Here is a 17,408-nt window from a genome sequence, read left to right as displayed (position 1 = left end):
CGGCCTTAGAGCCGACCGGTATCGTGTGTCGATCCGCGATCCAAATGTGGGAGGGGGCTTGCCCCCGATGGCGGCCTCTGGGCCGACCAGGATGCCGGTGGCATATCCGCTCCTGCGTTCAGCCAGCATGGTTTGACGGGGCGCCTGAGATCAAAAGCAGATCAAGAGCGCCTCGCTTCGCATCGTGGTTACGTTTGGCGCTGCAGCGTTGTGTAGATGCCTATGGTCAGTAGCGCAGCCTGACGGTGGTGCCAAGCGTGCGTTCGCTGCCGGTCATGACGCCGTAGTCACCGGCGCCGAGCAATGAGTACACGGCGCTGATGTACTGGCGGTCGAAGACGTTGCGCACCCAGCCTTCCACTTCCCAGGCACGGTCCTGGCTGCGTAACCCAAGGCGCAGGTTGGTCAGGCCGTAGCCGGGTTGATAGCTGCCTTCGCCGCCCTCGAGGGTGCCGTAGTAGCCGGTCCTGAAGCTGTAGTCGATAGCGCTGTAGGCTTGCAGTCCATACGCAAGCGAGTGGACGTGGTCGAGGCCGGCGCTGAAGCTCCATTGCGGCGCGTTGTAGAGACGATCGCCGCTGAGGTCGCAGTTCCACTGGCCCGAGGCCGGGGGGCAGGGGGCGTTGGGGAAGCTGCGGTAGCGCGCATCGCTCCAGGCCAGGCCCAGGCGGGCGGTGAGTGGGGCGGCGAGTTGCCAGGAGGTATCCAGTTCGATGCCGCGCAGGCGGACTTTGCCGACGTTGATCAGGTTGTCGCGCAGCGGTGGCGCGAACGGCGAGGTCGGCGGGCTGTAGGTGAGCGCCTGGTAGTTGTCGACGTCGGTCTGGTATACGGCAAGGTCGAGCATCGCGCGCTCGTCCCAGAAACGCGTCTTCACGCCCAGTTCCAGTGACGTGGCGCGCTCCGGTTCGAACGTGGGGGCGGCGAACGGGCCGACCACGTCGAAGTTGATCCCGCCGGCCTTGTAGCCCCGCGACCCACTGACATAGCCCATCACCGCATCGTTGAAGCGGTAGCTGGCGCTGAGCAGGCTGGAGAGGCTGTGTTCTTCAATCGAATCTTCGCGGTAATAACCACCGCCGAGTGCGATGCCACGCAGCAATTGCCCGCCTGCCTGGAAAGCCGGAGGCAATCCATTCAGCGGAGCGAGGTGGCTGACGTCGCGCAAGATCCAGCCGTCCTTGCGTTCCTGGCTGTAGCGCAGGCCACCGGTGAGTTCCAGCCGATCTATCGGACGCCAGGACACCTGACCGAAAACGGCGCGGCTGTCGCCTTTCTGTTCGCCATCGGAGCGTTGCCGGGCGCCCTCCAGCAGCATGGCCGGGACCTGGTCTGGCGCGGTGAAGGTGATGCCATAGTTTTTTTTCAGCGACGCCAGTTGGTCGCCGACGAACCATGGCGCGGCGTCCTTGCCGAATTCGACGTCGATCCTGCGGTCGAGCCGCTGACGCAGGAAATACAGCCCGGCGACATAATCGATGGACGGGCCGGCCGTGCCGGACACACGCCATTCCTGGCTGAACTGCCGGTGGCCCAGCGCGGTTTCGGACTCGGCCACCGACAGCGCCGTGCTGTCGCCGTCGCGGGTAGCGCGGTAGTCCCAGTCGCGGTAGGCGGTGATGCTGGTAAAACGCGTGGCCGCGTCCAGGTCCCGGTTCAACTCCAATGACACGCCGTTCTGCACGGTCTGCGGACGGCCCGGTGCGTCGACGCGTGTCTCGCGTTGGTAAGGGGAGGGTTCTGCCAGCGCATAGCCAAGGAACCTGGCGCGCTGGCGCGTCTGGGCGCTGTAGTGGTTGGCCAACAGCACATTGCCGGCCTCCTTTTGCTCGGTATGGTCGGCGATCAGGCGCGCGCTGAACTCCGGGTTCGGCGTCCACAGCAATTGCCCGCGCAGGCCCTGGCTGTCGGTGTCGCCGAGGCGCGTGCCATCCTGCAGGTTGCGCACTGAGCCATCAGCCGAACGGTTGAACACGTTGAGGCGCCCGGCCAGCACGTCATCCTGCAGCGGCCCGGAAACCACGCCGCGGTATTCGCGCAAACCGTGCTCGCCCTGGCTGGCTTCAAGGCTGGTTTCAGGTTCAAAGGTAGGTGGGCGGGTGATGATGCTCAGCGCGCCGGCGCTGGTGTTCTTGCCGAACAAGGTGCCTTGCGGCCCGCGCAGGACTTCGATGCGCTCGATGTCCATCAACTCGGTGAAGGCCATGCCCTGGCGCGCCTGGTAAACGCCATCGATGTAGGTGCCGACGCTGCCTTCCAGGCCATCGTTGTAGGGGGTGGCGCCCAAACCGCGCAGTCCTAACCCGGCGAAGCGGGCGTCATGACCGGACACCACCAGGCCGGGTACCCGTTGCTGGATGTCCTGAAGCCGATGCAGGCCGGCCTCGTCCAGTTGATCACCATAGAGCACGCTGATTGGCATCGGTACGTCCTGCACTGCTTCCTCGCGGCGCCTGGCGGTGACGGTTGATTCATCCAGCGTGAGCAGGCCGGGTGCTTCTGGTGCGGCATGTGCCTGCGCCCAGGGCAGTGCCACAACACAGCCGAGCCAGAGCAGCCGATAACCCGGACCCGGCATGCTAAACCTCCGTGGCCATCTCGCGACGCACCGTGTCCGGGCAGGCCAGCGCCTTGACCCAGGCCAGCAATGCTCGGCTGTCGGCGGGCTTGAGCAGTACCGCGTCGAACGCCAGGGCATCCGGATAATCCTGCGGCCTGCGTGGCGGGACCGCTGAATACAGCATCACGGGCAGAGGCCCGCAGTGATTGCGCACCTGCCGCAGCAGCTCCCAGCCGTCCATGCCGGGCATCATCTGGTCGCTGATCAGCAGATCGACCGTTTGTGCAGCCAGGCAAGCCAGGGCGGCTTCGCCGTCCGCCGCCAGGCTCACGTCAAAACCATAGCCGGCCAGCAGGTCGTACAGCCATTCGTTGTTCTGCAAGGCGTCATCCACCAGCAGAATATGTTTGCCCCGGCCGTCGAGCGGCGCGGCGTTGTTGTCGACGATGCCCAGTTCCAGATCCTGTTCCCCGGCGCAGTTGAGTCGCAGGCAAAAACTGAAGTGGCTGCCGCCCCGTTCACTGGCCTGTGGTTCGAGCCGGCTGTCCATGCGCGCGAGCAACTGCGTGACAATCGACAAGCCCAGCCCGCTGCCGTCATAGCGCTGTGCATTAAGGCCGCGGCGGAACGGTTGCAGCAGGTGTTCGAACTCATGTGGGTCGATGCCGATACCGGTGTCGATCACGCTGAAGCGCAGCGCCACGCTCTCAGCCGTCGCGCCCGGGTCAGCGCTGACTTCAAAACGGATCTGGCCGTTGCGGGTGAACTTTGCCGCGTTCGCCAGCAGGTTCATGAGGATTTGCCGAAGACGTGTGAAGTCGGCCTCGACCAGTGGCGGCAGGTCATCGGCCAGCCGCGCTTCGAAGGCATTGCCCTGGCGCGCGGCGAGAAAGCCGGCCTCGTCAATGATTTCCTTGAGGAAGCCGTACAGGTAACCCGGTGCGAGGGTCAGTTGCATGTGCTCCAGCTCGCCACGGGAAAATTCGAGCATCTCATCGATCAGTTCCAGTTGCTGGCGCGCATTGCGTTCGATCGTGGCTGGATAATCGCGATTCGGCCCGGCGTGCAGCAGGCGCGCATAGTCGATGATGCGTACCAGCGGCGAGCGCAGGTCGTGACTGATCCGCGCCATCAAGGCGCTGCGCGCCGCCAGGGATTCGCGCAACTGCGCGGTGCGCAGCGCCACCGTGCTTTCCAGGCGTTCGTGCTCGGCCTGGCGTTGTTGTTCAAGGCTGGACAGCGCGTGCCTTTCACGGTCGCGGCTGCGCACGACTTCCATGATCAGGGTGCACACCAGCAACGCCACGCCCGCAAGCGTGGACGATAAGCTGTATTTGCTGGCCGGCGACTGCCAGGGCAACTGTTCCTGCGGGAAGAACATCCGCATCAGCAATTGGCCCAGCAAGAGCCCCGGCACCAGCCAGGCCATCCAGCTGTAACCCAGGCGTCGGCGCCAGGCCATGCCTAACGTGGCGAGCAGCACGGCATAAAAGCTGATCAGCGACCATTGGACCAGTTGTGCGCCCTGGACCGGATCGACGTTCAGCCACCAGAGTCGGCCCAGAATGCAGCCCGACAGGGGCAACCCATAGCTCCAGCCAATGGCTTTGGGCAGGCGCGATACCTGTAGCAGCACGCGCATGTAGGCCACAAACAGGATGAACGAGACTACGCTGGCGCAGGTCAGCCACTCGCGCGTCCAGCCCAGCGCAGCGGGCCAGTAGACCAGGTAGCCGTTGAGGATGCCGGTCAGCAGGATGTAGCTGAGCACCGCGCCCGCATTCACGGTCAGCAATCGGGAGCGCAGGATCCAGCCGACGATCAGGCCGAACGGCACGACCAGCAGGACGATGCCAAGGGTGAGTCCGTCGCTCAGGTAGGTCTGTTGCTGACTGCGCAGCAGCGCCGGTTCCGACCACAGTTGCGGCTCCAGCAGCAGTTGGAAATGGCTGGTCACGCGGATGAGCACCGTGACGTGTTCCCCGGCGGCCAGCGAGATCGGGAACGCGGGCTGACGCGCGGGGGGCTGGGGCCAATCGGCCAAGGGATGGGCGCTGCCGGCACGTGCATCGCTCCAGTGTCCATCGGCGTGCTGGTAGACGCGAATGTCCTCCAGGCGCGGCGCCCCGACCACCAGCAGGCGCGAACATGTCACGTCGCTCGCGTTGGTGAGCTGCACGCGCAACCAGAACGCCGAGCGGCTATAGCCTTGGGTCGGCCAGCCTGGGCGTGGGGTGGCGAAACGCGCTTCGGGCAGTCGAGCAACATCGTCCACGCCCAAGCGGGCCTGGGTATCCTCGAACACATGCAGCGTGGGCATCAGGTCCAGGTGCTCGGCCCGGCACATATCCACGGGGGCGGCGCGCAGCAGGCCCGCGAACAGCAATGCCATTGTCAGCAACAGGCATTGTAGAAATCGCATCAGGCCTGCTCGTTGCCCAGGGAGTGCTGGCGGAACTGGCTGGGCGTCATGCCGATGCGCTGGCGGAATGCGGTGGTGAAGTTGCACGCATTGCGAAAGCCCACCAGTTCGGCGACGTCCTGCACGCTCATGGCGCTTTCGCAGAGCAGTGCCTGGCCCCGACGCAGCCTTGCATCGCGAATGTAGGCGAACACGGTCAACCCCAGGTGCTCACGGAAAATCGCCGAGAGGCGTTTTTCATGGGTGCCGACTTTTTGTGCCAGGCAGGGCAGGGAGGGTATGTCGTCCAGTTGATGTTCAATCACTCGCATGGCCGCCCTCAACACGATTTCATCGCCTTGCGGTGCTGGCTCGGCCAGGCTGGCCTGAACGGGTGGCGGCGCTCGCCAGGTCAATTGCAGATGAATCCGGATGCGCGCCAGCACTTCCTCGGGAGCGTAGGATTTGGGGATGTAGTCCACCGCGCCCACAGCCAGCCCTTCGAGGCGTTCCAGTGAGGTATTTGCCGATGACAGGAACAGGATCGGCGTATGCCGGGTGGCCGGCGCTTCGCGTAACAGCCTGCACAGGCTGAAGCCGTCCATGTGTGGCATGTGAACATCCAGCACGATCAGGTCCGGACGCAGGGCAAGTGCCCGTTGATAGCCCTGATGGGCATCGCTGGCAACCGAGACGCGCCAGGACTGGGTCTTGAGCAGAATGAGCGTGGCACGGATATCTTCAGGGGCGTCGTCGATCAGCAGAATATGCGGCACCGCGTCCTGCGCAGTCGCTGCCTGCCTTTCGTGGTGGCCATTGTTCATTCGCCAGGTTCTCTTATCTGTTTTGTTGCCGCGACATCGTCAGCGAACCCGGGGGGATTCGTCGGCAGGCCTTCGCTCGGGGGTTGTCTGCCTGCCGGATTGCCGCACTTTAGAGCGTTTTGCAACGATAAGTCACGTCACGCCTTCTTGTGGAAATGCAGCTCTTCAGCCACGGCGATGAACTGGCGCAGCAGGCGGGTTTCGATCATTTCCTCTGTTCCTTCATTGAACTGATCAGCAGGCTTACATGGACTCGACATTAACTTGATATTAATCAGGCATCGACTTTGGCTGCCGTTAGTATTAAACAGGTCCGACAGACATTGTTAGGGTGAAGGGCACTCCAGAGGAAATAGCCAATGAACTTTACCGGAAGAACTGCGATTGTAACGGGCGCCGGTCGGGGGCTCGGCTTTAGTTATGCGCGCCGGTTAGCCACCTTGGGCGCCAACGTCGTGATCAGTGATGTCGGGGCCGATAAGCTGGGCGCAGGGGGCGATGGTTCGATTGTCATGCACGCGGTGCAAACCCTCAATGCGTTGAGCATGGAAGGTGCACCCGTGGGCATCCTGGTCAACACGGTATCGCCGGTGGCCAAAACGCGTATGTGCGGCCCCGTCGATCTGGCCCGCGTCAAAGCCGCCAGTGCCGAGCAGGTTGCCCAACGTTGGAACGAAATCAAGGAGTGTTGAGTATTTCTGCTCAGCAAGCGGTGACTTTTCCGAGGTCGAGTTCTCTGCTCTTTGGTGATGGGATCTTTCGACGTACGTTTTCGTACAACACGTGCTAAAGAAAGAAAAAGCGCGCCGATACAGTCTTTGAGGTTTGAGTAAACCAGGTGTTCTGCGGGTTTGCCTTCGTAGTGTGCATTTACACGCCTCTATACGGCCAGGGAAAGGCCCATCTCGGGACTTACACAATGCTCAACAAACTCAGCATTTCGCAAAAGCTCTATGTCAGCTTCTTCATTATTGTGTTGTTGATTGGACTGTTGGTAATAAGCGCTTACCGGGGCTTTGGGCAGGTTGAAGAGGCGACCAGGAGTAACGTTCACAGCTATGAGGTTCTCAGTGGCATTCAGGTAGCGCTTGAACAATTGATCAATATTGAAACCGGCATGCGCGGTTTTGTCATATCGTCAAAAGATGCTTTTCTGGAACCGACGATAGCGGGAGAAAAACGCTTTGGCGAAGTGTTGGCCCTACTGAAAAACCTGACGGCCGATAATGCGCAGCAACAGCAACGCCTCGCTGCATTGGGCGACACCCAGAAGCGTTGGATCGACGAAGATGTCCACCCGATCATTGCCCAGCGCCGAGATTTGACCCAGCGCAATGCACCTGACGAAGAGCTGGACCAGCGCATTGCATCGGGCGCCGACAAGACCAAGATGGACAGCATGCGCGCTGTGTTATCGCAGATTGCTGACGCCGAGAACAAACTCCTGGATACCAGAGCTCAGCAAATGACCGACGCCAAGCATTTTGCGTTGCTGGTCCTGTTTTGCGGCGGCGTTGCAGCGGCGATTCTGTCCGTGATTCTGGCCACGTCTTTGGGCCGAAGCACCACCGCGCGCCTGCAACTGGCGATTGACGCCGCCACGGCGATTGCCAACGGCAGACTCGACACCGTGATCGACACAAGCAGCCATGACGAGTTGCCCAAAGCCTTTGACCGTATGCAGAACCGCCTGCGTGAAATGATTCAACAGATCAGTCAGGCCGCCAGTCAACTGGTCGTGGCTGTGCAGCAAATATCCGGTGCATCCGAGCAGCTTTCCGGCGCCATTCAAGAACAATCAACGTCGGCGTCGATGATGGCGGCCACCGTCGAAGAACTGACGGTCAGTATTCATCACGTCTCCGAAAACGCGGATGAAGCCCACAAGTTGGCGACCCGTTCAGGCCAGCAGTCGAACGACGGTGCACAGGTCATTGAAAATACCCTGTCCAGCATGATGGGGATTGCCAAGACGGTGCAGCTTTCCTCCACGCAGGTCGCGGGGTTGGGTCAACACTCGGAGCAAATTTCCTCGATCGTCAGTGTCATCCAGGGCATCGCTGATCAGACCAATCTACTGGCACTCAACGCCGCGATTGAGGCGGCCCGCGCGGGTGAGCAAGGTCGTGGGTTCGCGGTGGTAGCCGATGAGGTGCGGCTGCTGGCGCAGAACACTGGCAAGTCGACCAAGGAAATCGCGAGCATGATCGAGAAAATTCAGCTTGGCGTACGCGACACCGTTGAAAGCATGCGCAGCGGCGTTCAGGAAGTGGATCATGGCGTGGAAATGGCGGGTACTGCCGGTCACGCCATTGTCGAGATCCGCGACAGCTCGGACAAAGTCCTGAAAGTGGTCGATCAAATCTCGTTTGCCTTGCGTGAACAAACGGCTGCAAGCCAGGATGTTGCGCGTAATGTCGAGCGCTCAGCGCAGATGGCTGAGCAAAATAATATGTCCGTCCAGGAGTTGCTTAAAACCAGCGGCGGATTAAAAAGCCTTGCCACCAGCCTGCAACTTGAAGTGAGCAAGTTTCAGCTCTAGCGTTCTGGTTGTTGGAGCAAGAGGCAAATACGCCAGCCGGAAAACAGACAGGTGTGTGGACGTGACGCCATTGTCCGGCGAACACACCTGTCTGCTGCCATCACCTGAGGTGAAGGTGTCGCAACTCATCGGGCAGGCGATCTGCCCCACCAGAACGCTGGTTGGCGAACAGCTCGTCTTCCAGTTCCGCGCGGGACTTTGCTGGGTATGAGGAGAACTCATATCCCCATGACTTTTAATGGTTACAGCCCCTCCGACCCCCGATGTTAAAAAATCGCAAACACAGCTCATCAATAACAAAAAGAGCGTTTGCAATCATGACTAAGCCCCTCTGCCGCGTCCTCGCCAGCCTAGTGTTGCGCTCTTCTTACCCCGATGTTTGCCACGCGATCGTCAAGACCTGCGTGCGCCTCTGATCACCCAAAATAAATCCAAAAAGAGTAATGACTCATGAAAGAACTCGACCTGTACATCGGTGAAGGTTTTGAAGGACCAGGCGTGAACGCCGCGCACATCAACATTCTGATCGGCCCGCGTAACGGTCCGGCGGGGCAGGCGTTTGCCAACAGCCTGGCGTCGCCGAGCCAGGGGCATTGCCCGTTCATGGTGATCGCCCAGCCGAACATTCCGGTCAAGCCGATGACGCTTTACGTCAACAAAGCTGCGATCAGCAGCGACTTGCATGGCAACGCCACCTGGGGCGCGTCCCAGGCCGGGATCGCCAAGGCTGTGTTGGAAGCGCTGCTGGACGGCACCTTGCCGCCGGAAGCCGAAGACGAGTGGGCGATTGTCACGGCCAACTGGGTCAACCCGGCCTGCGATGACCTCGATGCGGTGTACCTGAACAACTACAACGCCTGCCGCACCGCGATCCGCGCCGCCCTGACCGGTAAACCGGAAACCGCGCAACTGGCGGATGTGGTCGCTCACATCAGCAACCCTTTCTACACCCCAAAAGCCTGAGGTCTGCGCCATGCAATACATCCGTTTGGGCAACTCCGGCCTGCAAGTCTCCCGCCTGTGCCTGGGCACCATGAACATGGGCACCCCGGACTGGAAACCGTGGATCTTCGATGAAAAGCAAAGTGAGCCGATCGTCGCCCATGCCCTCGACAACGGGGTGAACTTCATTGACCTGGCAGACTTCTATTCCGCCGGTGTCGGCGAGGAAGTGGTGGGGCGCATCGTCAAGCGCCTGGCTCGCCGCGAAGACCTGGTGATCACCACCAAGGTGGGCTACGGCACCCGCAACGGTATCAATGCCAGCGGCCATTCGCGCAAGCACATCATGGACAGCATCGACGCCTCGCTGAAGCGCCTGAACATGGATTACGTCGATGTGTTCATGCTGCATTACTTCGACCTGAATACCCCGGTCGAAGAAACCATGAGCGCCATGAATGACATCGTGCGCTCCGGCAAAGCCCGCTATATCGGTGTCTCGACCATGCTCACCGGACAACTGGCAAAAATCCTCATGGCCTGTGAGCGCAATGGTTGGGTCAAGCCGATCAACATGCAGCTGCAATTGAACTGCGCCTACCGCGAAGAAGAGCGCGAGATGATTCCGTTCTGCCGCGACCAAGGCCTCGGCGTCTCGGTGTTCAGCCCGCTGGCTCGCGGCTTGTTGACCGGCGATGTGCAATCGACCCGCAACCAGACCGACTTTTTCACCCAGCAGATGTACAGCGATGAAGCCTCGTTCGAGATCGCTCATTCGGTGCAGCGCGTGGCGCGGGCCCGTGGTGTCTCGAACGCGCAGATCGCTCAAGCCTGGGTTGCCAATCATCCGGGCGTCGATTGCATGCTGGTCGGCGCCGACACCACCGCGCAGTTCGACAGTGCCTTGGCAGCCCTGGAAACCAGGCTCGACGCCGAAGAACTGCATGAGTTGGAACGCAACTACACCCCGTGCGACGTGATCAACGATTACACCGCCGGCAAACGCATCCTGCGCTCGGCTCGCCCGGCTCTGGAACGCTTTACTCTGACCGAGGCTGTGGCATGAGCACGCTGATCCGTAACGGCAATTTTATCGACGGCCAATGGTCGAGCGGTGGTGCGACCTATCCGGTGTTGAACCCGGCCAATGGCGAAGTGATCACTGACGTGCAAAAGGCCGGCGCCGAGGAAACCAACCTCGCCATCGCCGCCGCCAACCGTGCCTTGCCGGCCTGGCGAAAATTGACCGCCAAAGAACGCAGCCAGCGCCTCAAGTGCTGGAGCGAACTGATGCTGAGCAACCAGAAAGACCTGGCCACGTTGCTCAGCCGCGAGCAGGGCAAACCGCTCGCTGAAGCCATGGGTGAAGTGGTCTACGCCGCAAGTTTTCTGGAATGGTTCGCCGAAGAAGCCAAGCGCGCTTACGGCGACGTAATCCCCAGCCATAAGGCTGATGCGCGAATCATTGTGGTCAAGGAGGCCATCGGCGTGGTTGCGGCGATCACCCCTTGGAACTTCCCGCTGGCGATGGTCACGCGCAAGGTCGGTCCGGCGCTGGCGGCGGGTTGCACAATGATTCTCAAACCATCGGAAGAGACGCCTTTGTCAGCTTTCGCCTTGGCGGTGCTGGCCGAGCAGGCGGGGATTCCGGCCGGCGTGTTCAACATCGTCTCGGGTGATGCAGTGGCGATTGGCGGCGCGCTGCAAGCGAGCGGCATCGTGCGCAAACTGTCGTTCACCGGCTCGACCCGCACCGGCAAGCTGTTGATGCGCCAAGCGGCGGATACGTTGAAAAAAGTCTCGCTGGAATTGGGCGGCAACGCGCCGTTCATTGTGTTCGACGACGCCGATCTGGATGCTGCCGTCAAAGGCGCGATGGCCTCGAAATTCCGCAACACCGGGCAGACCTGCGTCTGCGTGAACCGCTTCTTTATCCAGGACGGCGTGTACGAAGCGTTCACCGGCAAACTCGCCGAAGCGGTCGCCGCGATGCGCGTCGGCAGCGCACTGGACGGTGAAACCGAGCAAGGTCCACTGATCAACGCGGCGGCGTTGGCCAAGGTTGAGTTGCACGTGAGTGACGCCTTGAAGAAGGGCGCCACGTTGTTGTGCGGCGGTCGTCGTCATGCGCTGGGCGGCACCTTCTACGAGCCGACCATCCTCTGCGACGCCAACAGCGACATGCTGATCGCTCAGGATGAAACCTTCGGCCCGGTAGCGGCGTGCTTCCGTTTCAAGGACGAAGCCGAAGTATTGCAACGGGCGAATGACACACCCTACGGATTGTCGGCGTACTTCTACAGCCGCGACATTGGCCGCGTCTGGCGCATGGCCGAAGGTTTGGAGGCCGGCATGGTCGGGATCAACGAAGGCATCATCTCCACGGAAGTCGCGCCGTTCGGCGGCATCAAGGAGTCGGGGCTGGGTCGCGAAGGCTCCAGGTACGGTCTGGAAGACTATCTGGAAATCAAATACCTGTTGATGGGCGGCCTCTGACCCCCAACCGTAATCCTTGTGGGGGCGAGCGAACTCACTCCCACAGGTTCAAGCGCTGTCGATTTCATTTCTCCGTCAATAACAACAATTGGAGACGAACATGTCCGCTCAATCGATAAAGATCGATGACCTGCCCATCGGGCGCTTTCATATCAAAATTGCCGGTCTCACGTTCGGCGCGCACTTCACCGACGGCTACATCCTCGGCCTGATCGGTATTGCTTTCACGTTGCTCAGCCCGCAGATGCAGCTCGATGCCTTCTGGCAAGGCCTGATCGGCGCTTCGGCACTGATTGGCCTGTTTCTTGGCAGCCTGTTCTTCGGCTGGATTTCCGACAAGGTCGGTCGGCAGAAAATCTTCCTGGTCAGTTTTGTCCTGATCACCATTGCTTCGGTCATGCAGTTCTACGCCGAAACTGCGATGCAGCTATTCCTCTGCAGGGTAATAATCGGCATTGGCCTGGGCGGCGACTTCAGCGTCGGCCATGCGATGCTCGCGGAGTTTTCGCCGAAAAAACACCGGGGCGTGTTGCTCGGTTCATTCAGCGTTATCTGGACGTTCGGCTACGTCGCCGCGACCTTCGTCGGCACCGCGATGCTCAGCCTGGGGGATGACGCCTGGCGCTGGATGCTGGCTTCATCGGCAATTCCGGCGGCGCTCATCCTGATCGCGCGAATCGGCACACCCGAGTCACCGCGCTGGCTGGTCAATCAGGGGCGGATCGCCGAAGCACGGGCGATTGTCAAAAAACACCTGGGTGATAATGTCGAACTCGATGAAACCCGCTCCACCGAAACCCGTTCCGGCTACGCGGTGCTGTTCAGTCGTGAATACCGTAAACGCACTGCTTTCAACTGCCTGTTCTTCGTCTGCATCGTCATGCCGTACTTCGCTATCTACACCTTCCTGCCGTCGATCCTGCAGAAGATGGGCTTGGCGGAGGGCTTTGGCACCGAGTTGATGCTCAACATGCTGCTGATCCTCGGCGCATTGATCGGCATCTGGTGCACGGTGAAGTTCTCGCGCCGAGGCTTCTTGATCAATTCGTTCATCATCCTCGCGGTAGCCTTGTTCCTGCTGGCGGTACTGCCGGGCAGTGCGGCGTTCCTGATGGTGCTGGTGTTCGGCGTGTTCACGCTGGTGTTGTCGGCGGTGAGCAATCTGGTGGGCGTGTTCCCGGCCGAGAGCTTTCCGACCGAAGTGCGGGCCAGCGGTATTGGCCTTGCTACGGCGGTGAGTCGTTTGGGCTCGGCGGTCAGCACGTTCCTGTTGCCGGTGAGCGTGGCCGGTATCGGCTTGAGTCCGACCATGGGCATATTGGCGGCTATTCTGGCGTTGGGGGCGATCATTTCCTGGGCTTGGGCGCCGGAGACCAAATCCCTGACGCTGAGCCAGGCGTGCAAGGCGCAGAGTCCGGTGGAGAGCGGGGCGCCCGTTGCGGTGAAAGTCGTCGCGCCCATCTAAAACCTACCACCAGCCCAATGTGGGAGCGGGTAAGCCCGATCCCACAGGGGACGTTGGTGTTCTATGGATTGCTGACCAACCCCAACCAGTCCGTAAACAGCCGCACTTTCGACAACCCCTGTTTATCATTCGCCACATCCAGCCAATACCCATAGGGCCCAAGCACTTCCACAGCAGTGATCGGCAACAGGCTGCCATTGGCCAGTTCCTTTTCAATCATCTGTCGGTCAATCACCGCCAGCCCACCGCCGGCCAGTGCCGTGTGGATCACCTGGTCCAACGTGCTGAACTCCAGCCCTTGCGTGGCATCGACATCCTCGCGGCCCATCGCCGCCAACCAGTTCTCCCACACCTTCAAGCGTTTGCCATCATGCAGGATGTGCAGCAGTGGAAACTGGCGCAGATCCGGCGGCTGGCCGTTGACGAACAACTCCGGGCTGGCCACTGCCATATGCCGTTCCATCACCAGCAACTGACTGCTGCAATGGTTGGCCGCTCCGAGGCCGAAGCGGATGTGGCAGTCGATTTCCGCGAGGCTGTCGTTACCGTTCTGTTGGGTCACGCTGAGGCTGATGTCCGGGTAGCGTTGGCAGAATGCGCGCAAGTGCGACGACAACCAGCGCGTGGCCCAAGTCGGTGGCGCAACTATGCGCAGGCGTTGGCGCAGGTTGGGCACGCGCACCGCTTGCAGGGCGCGCTCGATGTGGTCGAAGGCGTCGCTCAGTTGCGGGGAGAGGGCCCGGCCGGTCTCGGTCAACGACAGGCCTTGGGGCGTGCGGATGAATAGCGTCACACCGAGATAGTCTTCAAGCTGCTTGATCTGACGGCTGACCGCGCCTTGGGTAACGTTCAACCCCACCGCTGCCTGGCTGAAACTGCGGTGCCGAGCAACTTCTTCAAAGACGCGCAGCATGTTGAGCGAGGGCAGTTGACGCATGAAAGGGTGACTCCATACCTGCCTTCGACGCGGTAGTGCGCGGGCAGGTTTATTGTTTTTGGTGAGTATTGTGTATGGCGTATCTGACTCCTGTCTGAGGGGGGCTGCAAGTGGTGTTTGGGCAAAAGTCTTCGCGGGCAAGCCTTAATGCCGTGTAGGAGCGAGCTTGCTCGCGAAAAACGTAAACGATAACGCGTGCTTCCTGGATAAACGTGGCGCCTGTGAGTTCTTCGCGAGCAAGCTCGCTCCTACAAGGGATTGCGTGTTCCTTGCAGGAACGAGGTTTGCGCGCGAAGGCGTGCTCAAGAACGCCAAAAATCATGGATCAGAAGTAATACCCAATGTTCATGTACAGCTGATTCTCCCATTGGTTACTCCCACCAGCCGCCAGACTCTGGGTGTAGCTGCTGCCACCAATGTACGGATCATTTTTTCCGTACAACCATTCCGTCGCGATCCACAGTTTGCTGAAGGAAAACGAGGTCCCCAGAATCAATCGTTGCGACGTCTTGAACGCGTCGGCGGACTTGTCGAAGGCGCTGTAGTTGGCGTACAGCTTCACACCGCTTATCTGGTCGAACAGGTATTTGCCGGCGACGTCGTAGCTCAGGTCGGCGACGTACAAGTTGCCGCGACTGGCGACGTTGTAGGTGCCGTCGTATCCGCCGAGCGTAACCACTTCATCGCTGCCACGGTTGCGCGGCGACATCTGTTGCCGCGCCGCTTGCAATTGCACGCCCCATGGGCCGTTCTTGCCGAGGTAGTGCACGGCCACCGCGTTGCGGCGGCCATCGTTATCGGTGTCCTTGTTTTCCAGGGTCGAGGTCAGGCCGGAGAGGCCGATTTCGGATTTCCACCCGCCCAGGTCCAGGGCTTTGGCCACGCGCAGCACCACGGTATTGCGCTCCTGGTTGTCGCTGCCGTCGCCTACGTACCTGTCGGCCCCGGACACCACGCTGGAATACGTCACCCCTTTGCTCGTGCCCTTGCCTTGCCACGCCGGGCGCAGGTAGTAGCCGGCCTGGATATTCCAGTCGCCACTTTGCTGGATGTACTTGGCGCCGACTTGTTGCACATCTTCCAGGCCGATGACGTTGCCCAGGGTTTCGTAAAAGGTGCTGCCGAAGTAAGGCTGCAACCCGAACGGCACGGTATTCAGGCCTACCTGCACTTGTTGGTCGGGATTGAACTTGTAGCCGACCCAGGCGAACTTGGCGAACTGGATATCGCCGTAATTCTTGGTGTACTGGTAGGGATAGGAGCGGCCGTAGAAGCGGTACTGGGCCTCGCCGATCCAGCTGTCAGAGTTGTACTTGGCGCTGAGGAACACCGTGTCCAGACCAAACTTCTGGATGTCGCGGTCCGGATCGTAATCCCAGCGCGCCCGGATGGCGCCGCCGAGGTCGAGGTTGTCGGTGACCTGTACTGCCATGGCCGGGGCCGCGAAGGCGCCGAGCAGCGGAATGAGGACGATGGAACGGACCGCAATCTGGGTGGTAGTGCGCACAGTGATACTCCTGATTTTTTAGTTATGGTTGGCAACAGCAGCCCACGCCGCAGCGAACGCTGCGACTTGGTAAAAGGGTTATTGACTCAGTGTGTATGCGGTCGGATCAGCCTCAGAGCAGGTTCTGTGACAGGCACCATGGGGATCGCCGAAGCGCCGGGGGCCGCGGCGAGCAAGGTCTGTGTGTAGGTGTTTTGCGGACGCAGCAACACCTGTTCGGCCGTTCCATATTCCACGACTTCGCCCTGGCGCATCACCGCGATGTAGTCACTGATCTGCGCCGCCACGCGCAGGTCGTGGGTGATGAACAAGATGCTCAGGTTGAGGCGCTGTTGCAGCTCGGCGAGCAGCTCCAGCACCTGCTTTTGCACCGAGACATCCAGCGCCGAGACGCTTTCATCGGCGATCAACACTTCCGGGCGCATCGCCAGGGCACGCGCGATGCCGATGCGCTGGCGCTGACCGCCGGAGAACTGCCGGGGTTTGCGCTTGAGGGCGTCACGCTTAAGCCCGACCTGTTCCAGCAAATCACCGGCCTCGGTCCACGCATCCCTGGCCGACAAACCGCGCAATTGCGCCGCGCGGGCGATGATGTCGCCGACCCGATGGCGTGGATTGAGCGAGCCGTACGGGTCCTGGAAAATCATCTGAATCCGCCGCCGATTGGCCGCCAGCGCAGAGCCGCGCAACGCGAGAAAATCCGTGTCACCCACCCAGACGTGGCCGCTGTCGCTTTCCACCAGCCGAATCGCCGCTTTCACCAGGGTGCTTTTGCCCGAGCCTGACTCGCCGACAATCGCCAGCGTCTTGCCCCGTGGCAGTTGCAGCGAGACATCCTTGAGCGCCGGAATCAACCGGCCACCGACGTTATAGGTCTTGGTCAAGTGCTCGATGCGCAGCGCCAGCTCACCGTCGGCGCACGGCGCGTGCAGCTCTGGGTGCAGGGCCGGCACAGCGGCGATCAACTTGCGGGTGTACGGGTGTCTTGGCGAGTTGAGCACTTGATCGCGTTCACCGATTTCCACCAGCACGCCGCCCTCCATCACCGCGATGCGGTCAGCGATTTCCGCCACCACGCCGAAGTCGTGGGTGATGAACAGGATGCCGTGTTGACCACGACCGCGCAGGTCGCGGACCAGTTTCAGCACTTGGGCCTGTGTGGTTACATCCAGCGCCGTCGTCGGTTCGTCGGCAATCAGCAAATCCGGGTTCATTGCCAGCGCCATGGCAATCACCACCCGCTGGCATTGGCCGCCCGAGAGTTGATGCGGGAAGCTGTTGGCAATCCGTGGCGGGTCGGGCAATTGAGTCGAGTCGAGCAGGGCGAGCATGCGTTCGCGGCGCTCCGTGGCGGGCATCTGCGGCGCATGAATATCGAAGATTTCTTCGACCTGCTGACCAATGCGAATCGCCGGGTTCAGCGCCGCCATCGGCTCCTGGAAAATCATCGCAATGCGGTTGCCGCGCAGCGTGCGCAGAGCGTTTTCATCCATGCGGCAGATATCGTCGCCGAGGAAATCAATCACGCCTTCACTGTGGCGCAGGCCTTTGGCGTAATCGCCCATGATCGCGGCCGAGAGTACCGATTTGCCGGAGCCCGACTCGCCGATCACACAGAGAATTTCGCCTTTGCGTACGTCCAGGTTGATGCCCTTGACGGCGTGGCTACGATCGGCGCCGGCGGGCAGTTCGATGGAGAGGTTTTCCACGCTCAATACTTGTTGATGACTCATG

General features: G+C 60.9%; 13 protein-coding genes and 1 pseudogene. 7 read left to right on the top strand and 7 right to left on the bottom strand.

Annotated elements, in window-relative coordinates; translation table 11 throughout:
• Window positions 1–226 precede the first annotated feature (226 nt).
• The 4 genes from BFP90_RS13025 to BFP90_RS29190 all read right to left on the bottom strand — a co-directional run bounded on the left by BFP90_RS13025 (window position 227) and on the right by BFP90_RS29190 (window position 6,045).
• Entirely contained in the window at window positions 227–2,578 is a 2,352-nt protein-coding gene (locus tag BFP90_RS13025) for a TonB-dependent receptor (RefSeq protein WP_065896901.1), read from the bottom strand.
• Between the two features lies 1 nt (window position 2,579).
• Window positions 2,580–4,982, bottom strand: coding sequence for a hybrid sensor histidine kinase/response regulator (locus BFP90_RS13020; RefSeq protein WP_083203237.1), 2,403 nt, complete (start codon window positions 4,980–4,982; stop codon window positions 2,580–2,582).
• A complete protein-coding gene (locus BFP90_RS13015; RefSeq protein WP_065896900.1) occupies window positions 4,982–5,785 on the bottom strand; it encodes a response regulator transcription factor in 804 nt (267 codons plus the stop codon). Before BFP90_RS13015 ends, BFP90_RS13020 begins: the two co-directional genes overlap by 1 nt.
• A gap of 137 nt (window positions 5,786–5,922) precedes the next feature.
• Window positions 5,923–6,045 (bottom strand): hypothetical protein, encoded by a 123-nt coding sequence (locus BFP90_RS29190; protein WP_256095207.1) that lies wholly within the window; start codon window positions 6,043–6,045, stop codon window positions 5,923–5,925.
• Between the two features lie 99 nt (window positions 6,046–6,144).
• Between BFP90_RS29190 and BFP90_RS28315 the strand changes: the two are divergent.
• From BFP90_RS28315 to BFP90_RS12985, 7 genes and pseudogenes are all read left to right on the top strand, one after another.
• A pseudogene (locus tag BFP90_RS28315) lies at window positions 6,145–6,474 on the top strand (SDR family NAD(P)-dependent oxidoreductase); the annotation flags it as partial.
• 230 nt (window positions 6,475–6,704) lie between these two features.
• Window positions 6,705–8,327 carry a methyl-accepting chemotaxis protein gene (locus BFP90_RS13005; RefSeq protein WP_065896899.1) on the top strand — a complete coding sequence of 541 codons (1,623 nt, stop codon included), beginning with the start codon at window positions 6,705–6,707 and terminating at the stop codon, window positions 8,325–8,327.
• A gap of 61 nt (window positions 8,328–8,388) precedes the next feature.
• Window positions 8,389–8,538, top strand: a complete 150-nt coding sequence (locus tag BFP90_RS28815; protein ID WP_158254517.1) for a hypothetical protein — start codon at window positions 8,389–8,391, stop codon at window positions 8,536–8,538.
• A 239-nt stretch (window positions 8,539–8,777) separates the two neighbouring features.
• Window positions 8,778–9,290, top strand: a complete 513-nt coding sequence (gene fae, locus BFP90_RS13000) for a formaldehyde-activating enzyme (protein WP_017845677.1) — start codon at window positions 8,778–8,780, stop codon at window positions 9,288–9,290.
• Between the two features lie 10 nt (window positions 9,291–9,300).
• Window positions 9,301–10,335 carry an aldo/keto reductase gene (locus tag BFP90_RS12995; protein WP_065893306.1) on the top strand — a complete coding sequence of 345 codons (1,035 nt, stop codon included), beginning with the start codon at window positions 9,301–9,303 and terminating at the stop codon, window positions 10,333–10,335.
• A complete protein-coding gene (locus BFP90_RS12990) occupies window positions 10,332–11,765 on the top strand; it encodes an NAD-dependent succinate-semialdehyde dehydrogenase (protein ID WP_065896898.1) in 1,434 nt (477 codons plus the stop codon). The genes BFP90_RS12995 and BFP90_RS12990 overlap by 4 nt, the downstream gene beginning before the upstream one ends.
• Before the next feature lie 100 nt (window positions 11,766–11,865).
• Entirely contained in the window at window positions 11,866–13,230 is a 1,365-nt protein-coding gene (locus BFP90_RS12985) for an MFS transporter (protein WP_065896897.1), read from the top strand.
• A gap of 61 nt (window positions 13,231–13,291) precedes the next feature.
• Here the strand turns inward: BFP90_RS12985 and BFP90_RS12980 are convergent, their stop codons facing one another.
• The 3 genes from BFP90_RS12980 to BFP90_RS12970 all read right to left on the bottom strand — a co-directional run bounded on the left by BFP90_RS12980 (window position 13,292) and on the right by BFP90_RS12970 (window position 17,407).
• Window positions 13,292–14,167 (bottom strand): LysR substrate-binding domain-containing protein, encoded by an 876-nt coding sequence (locus tag BFP90_RS12980; protein ID WP_065896896.1) that lies wholly within the window; start codon window positions 14,165–14,167, stop codon window positions 13,292–13,294.
• 325 nt (window positions 14,168–14,492) lie between these two features.
• Window positions 14,493–15,599, bottom strand: coding sequence for a hypothetical protein (locus BFP90_RS12975; protein WP_256097474.1), 1,107 nt, complete (start codon window positions 15,597–15,599; stop codon window positions 14,493–14,495).
• A 161-nt stretch (window positions 15,600–15,760) separates the two neighbouring features.
• Window positions 15,761–17,407, bottom strand: coding sequence for a dipeptide ABC transporter ATP-binding protein (locus tag BFP90_RS12970; RefSeq protein WP_065896894.1), 1,647 nt, complete (start codon window positions 17,405–17,407; stop codon window positions 15,761–15,763).
• Window position 17,408 lies beyond the last annotated feature (1 nt).

Origin of the sequence: Pseudomonas sp. 24 E 13, assembly GCF_900004715.1 — a bacterium.
In the GTDB taxonomy this organism is placed as follows: domain Bacteria; phylum Pseudomonadota; class Gammaproteobacteria; order Pseudomonadales; family Pseudomonadaceae; genus Aquipseudomonas; species Aquipseudomonas orientalis_A.
The sequence above is the reverse complement of the archived record's forward strand: the minus strand, read 5'-3'. Positions and strand labels throughout refer to the sequence as shown.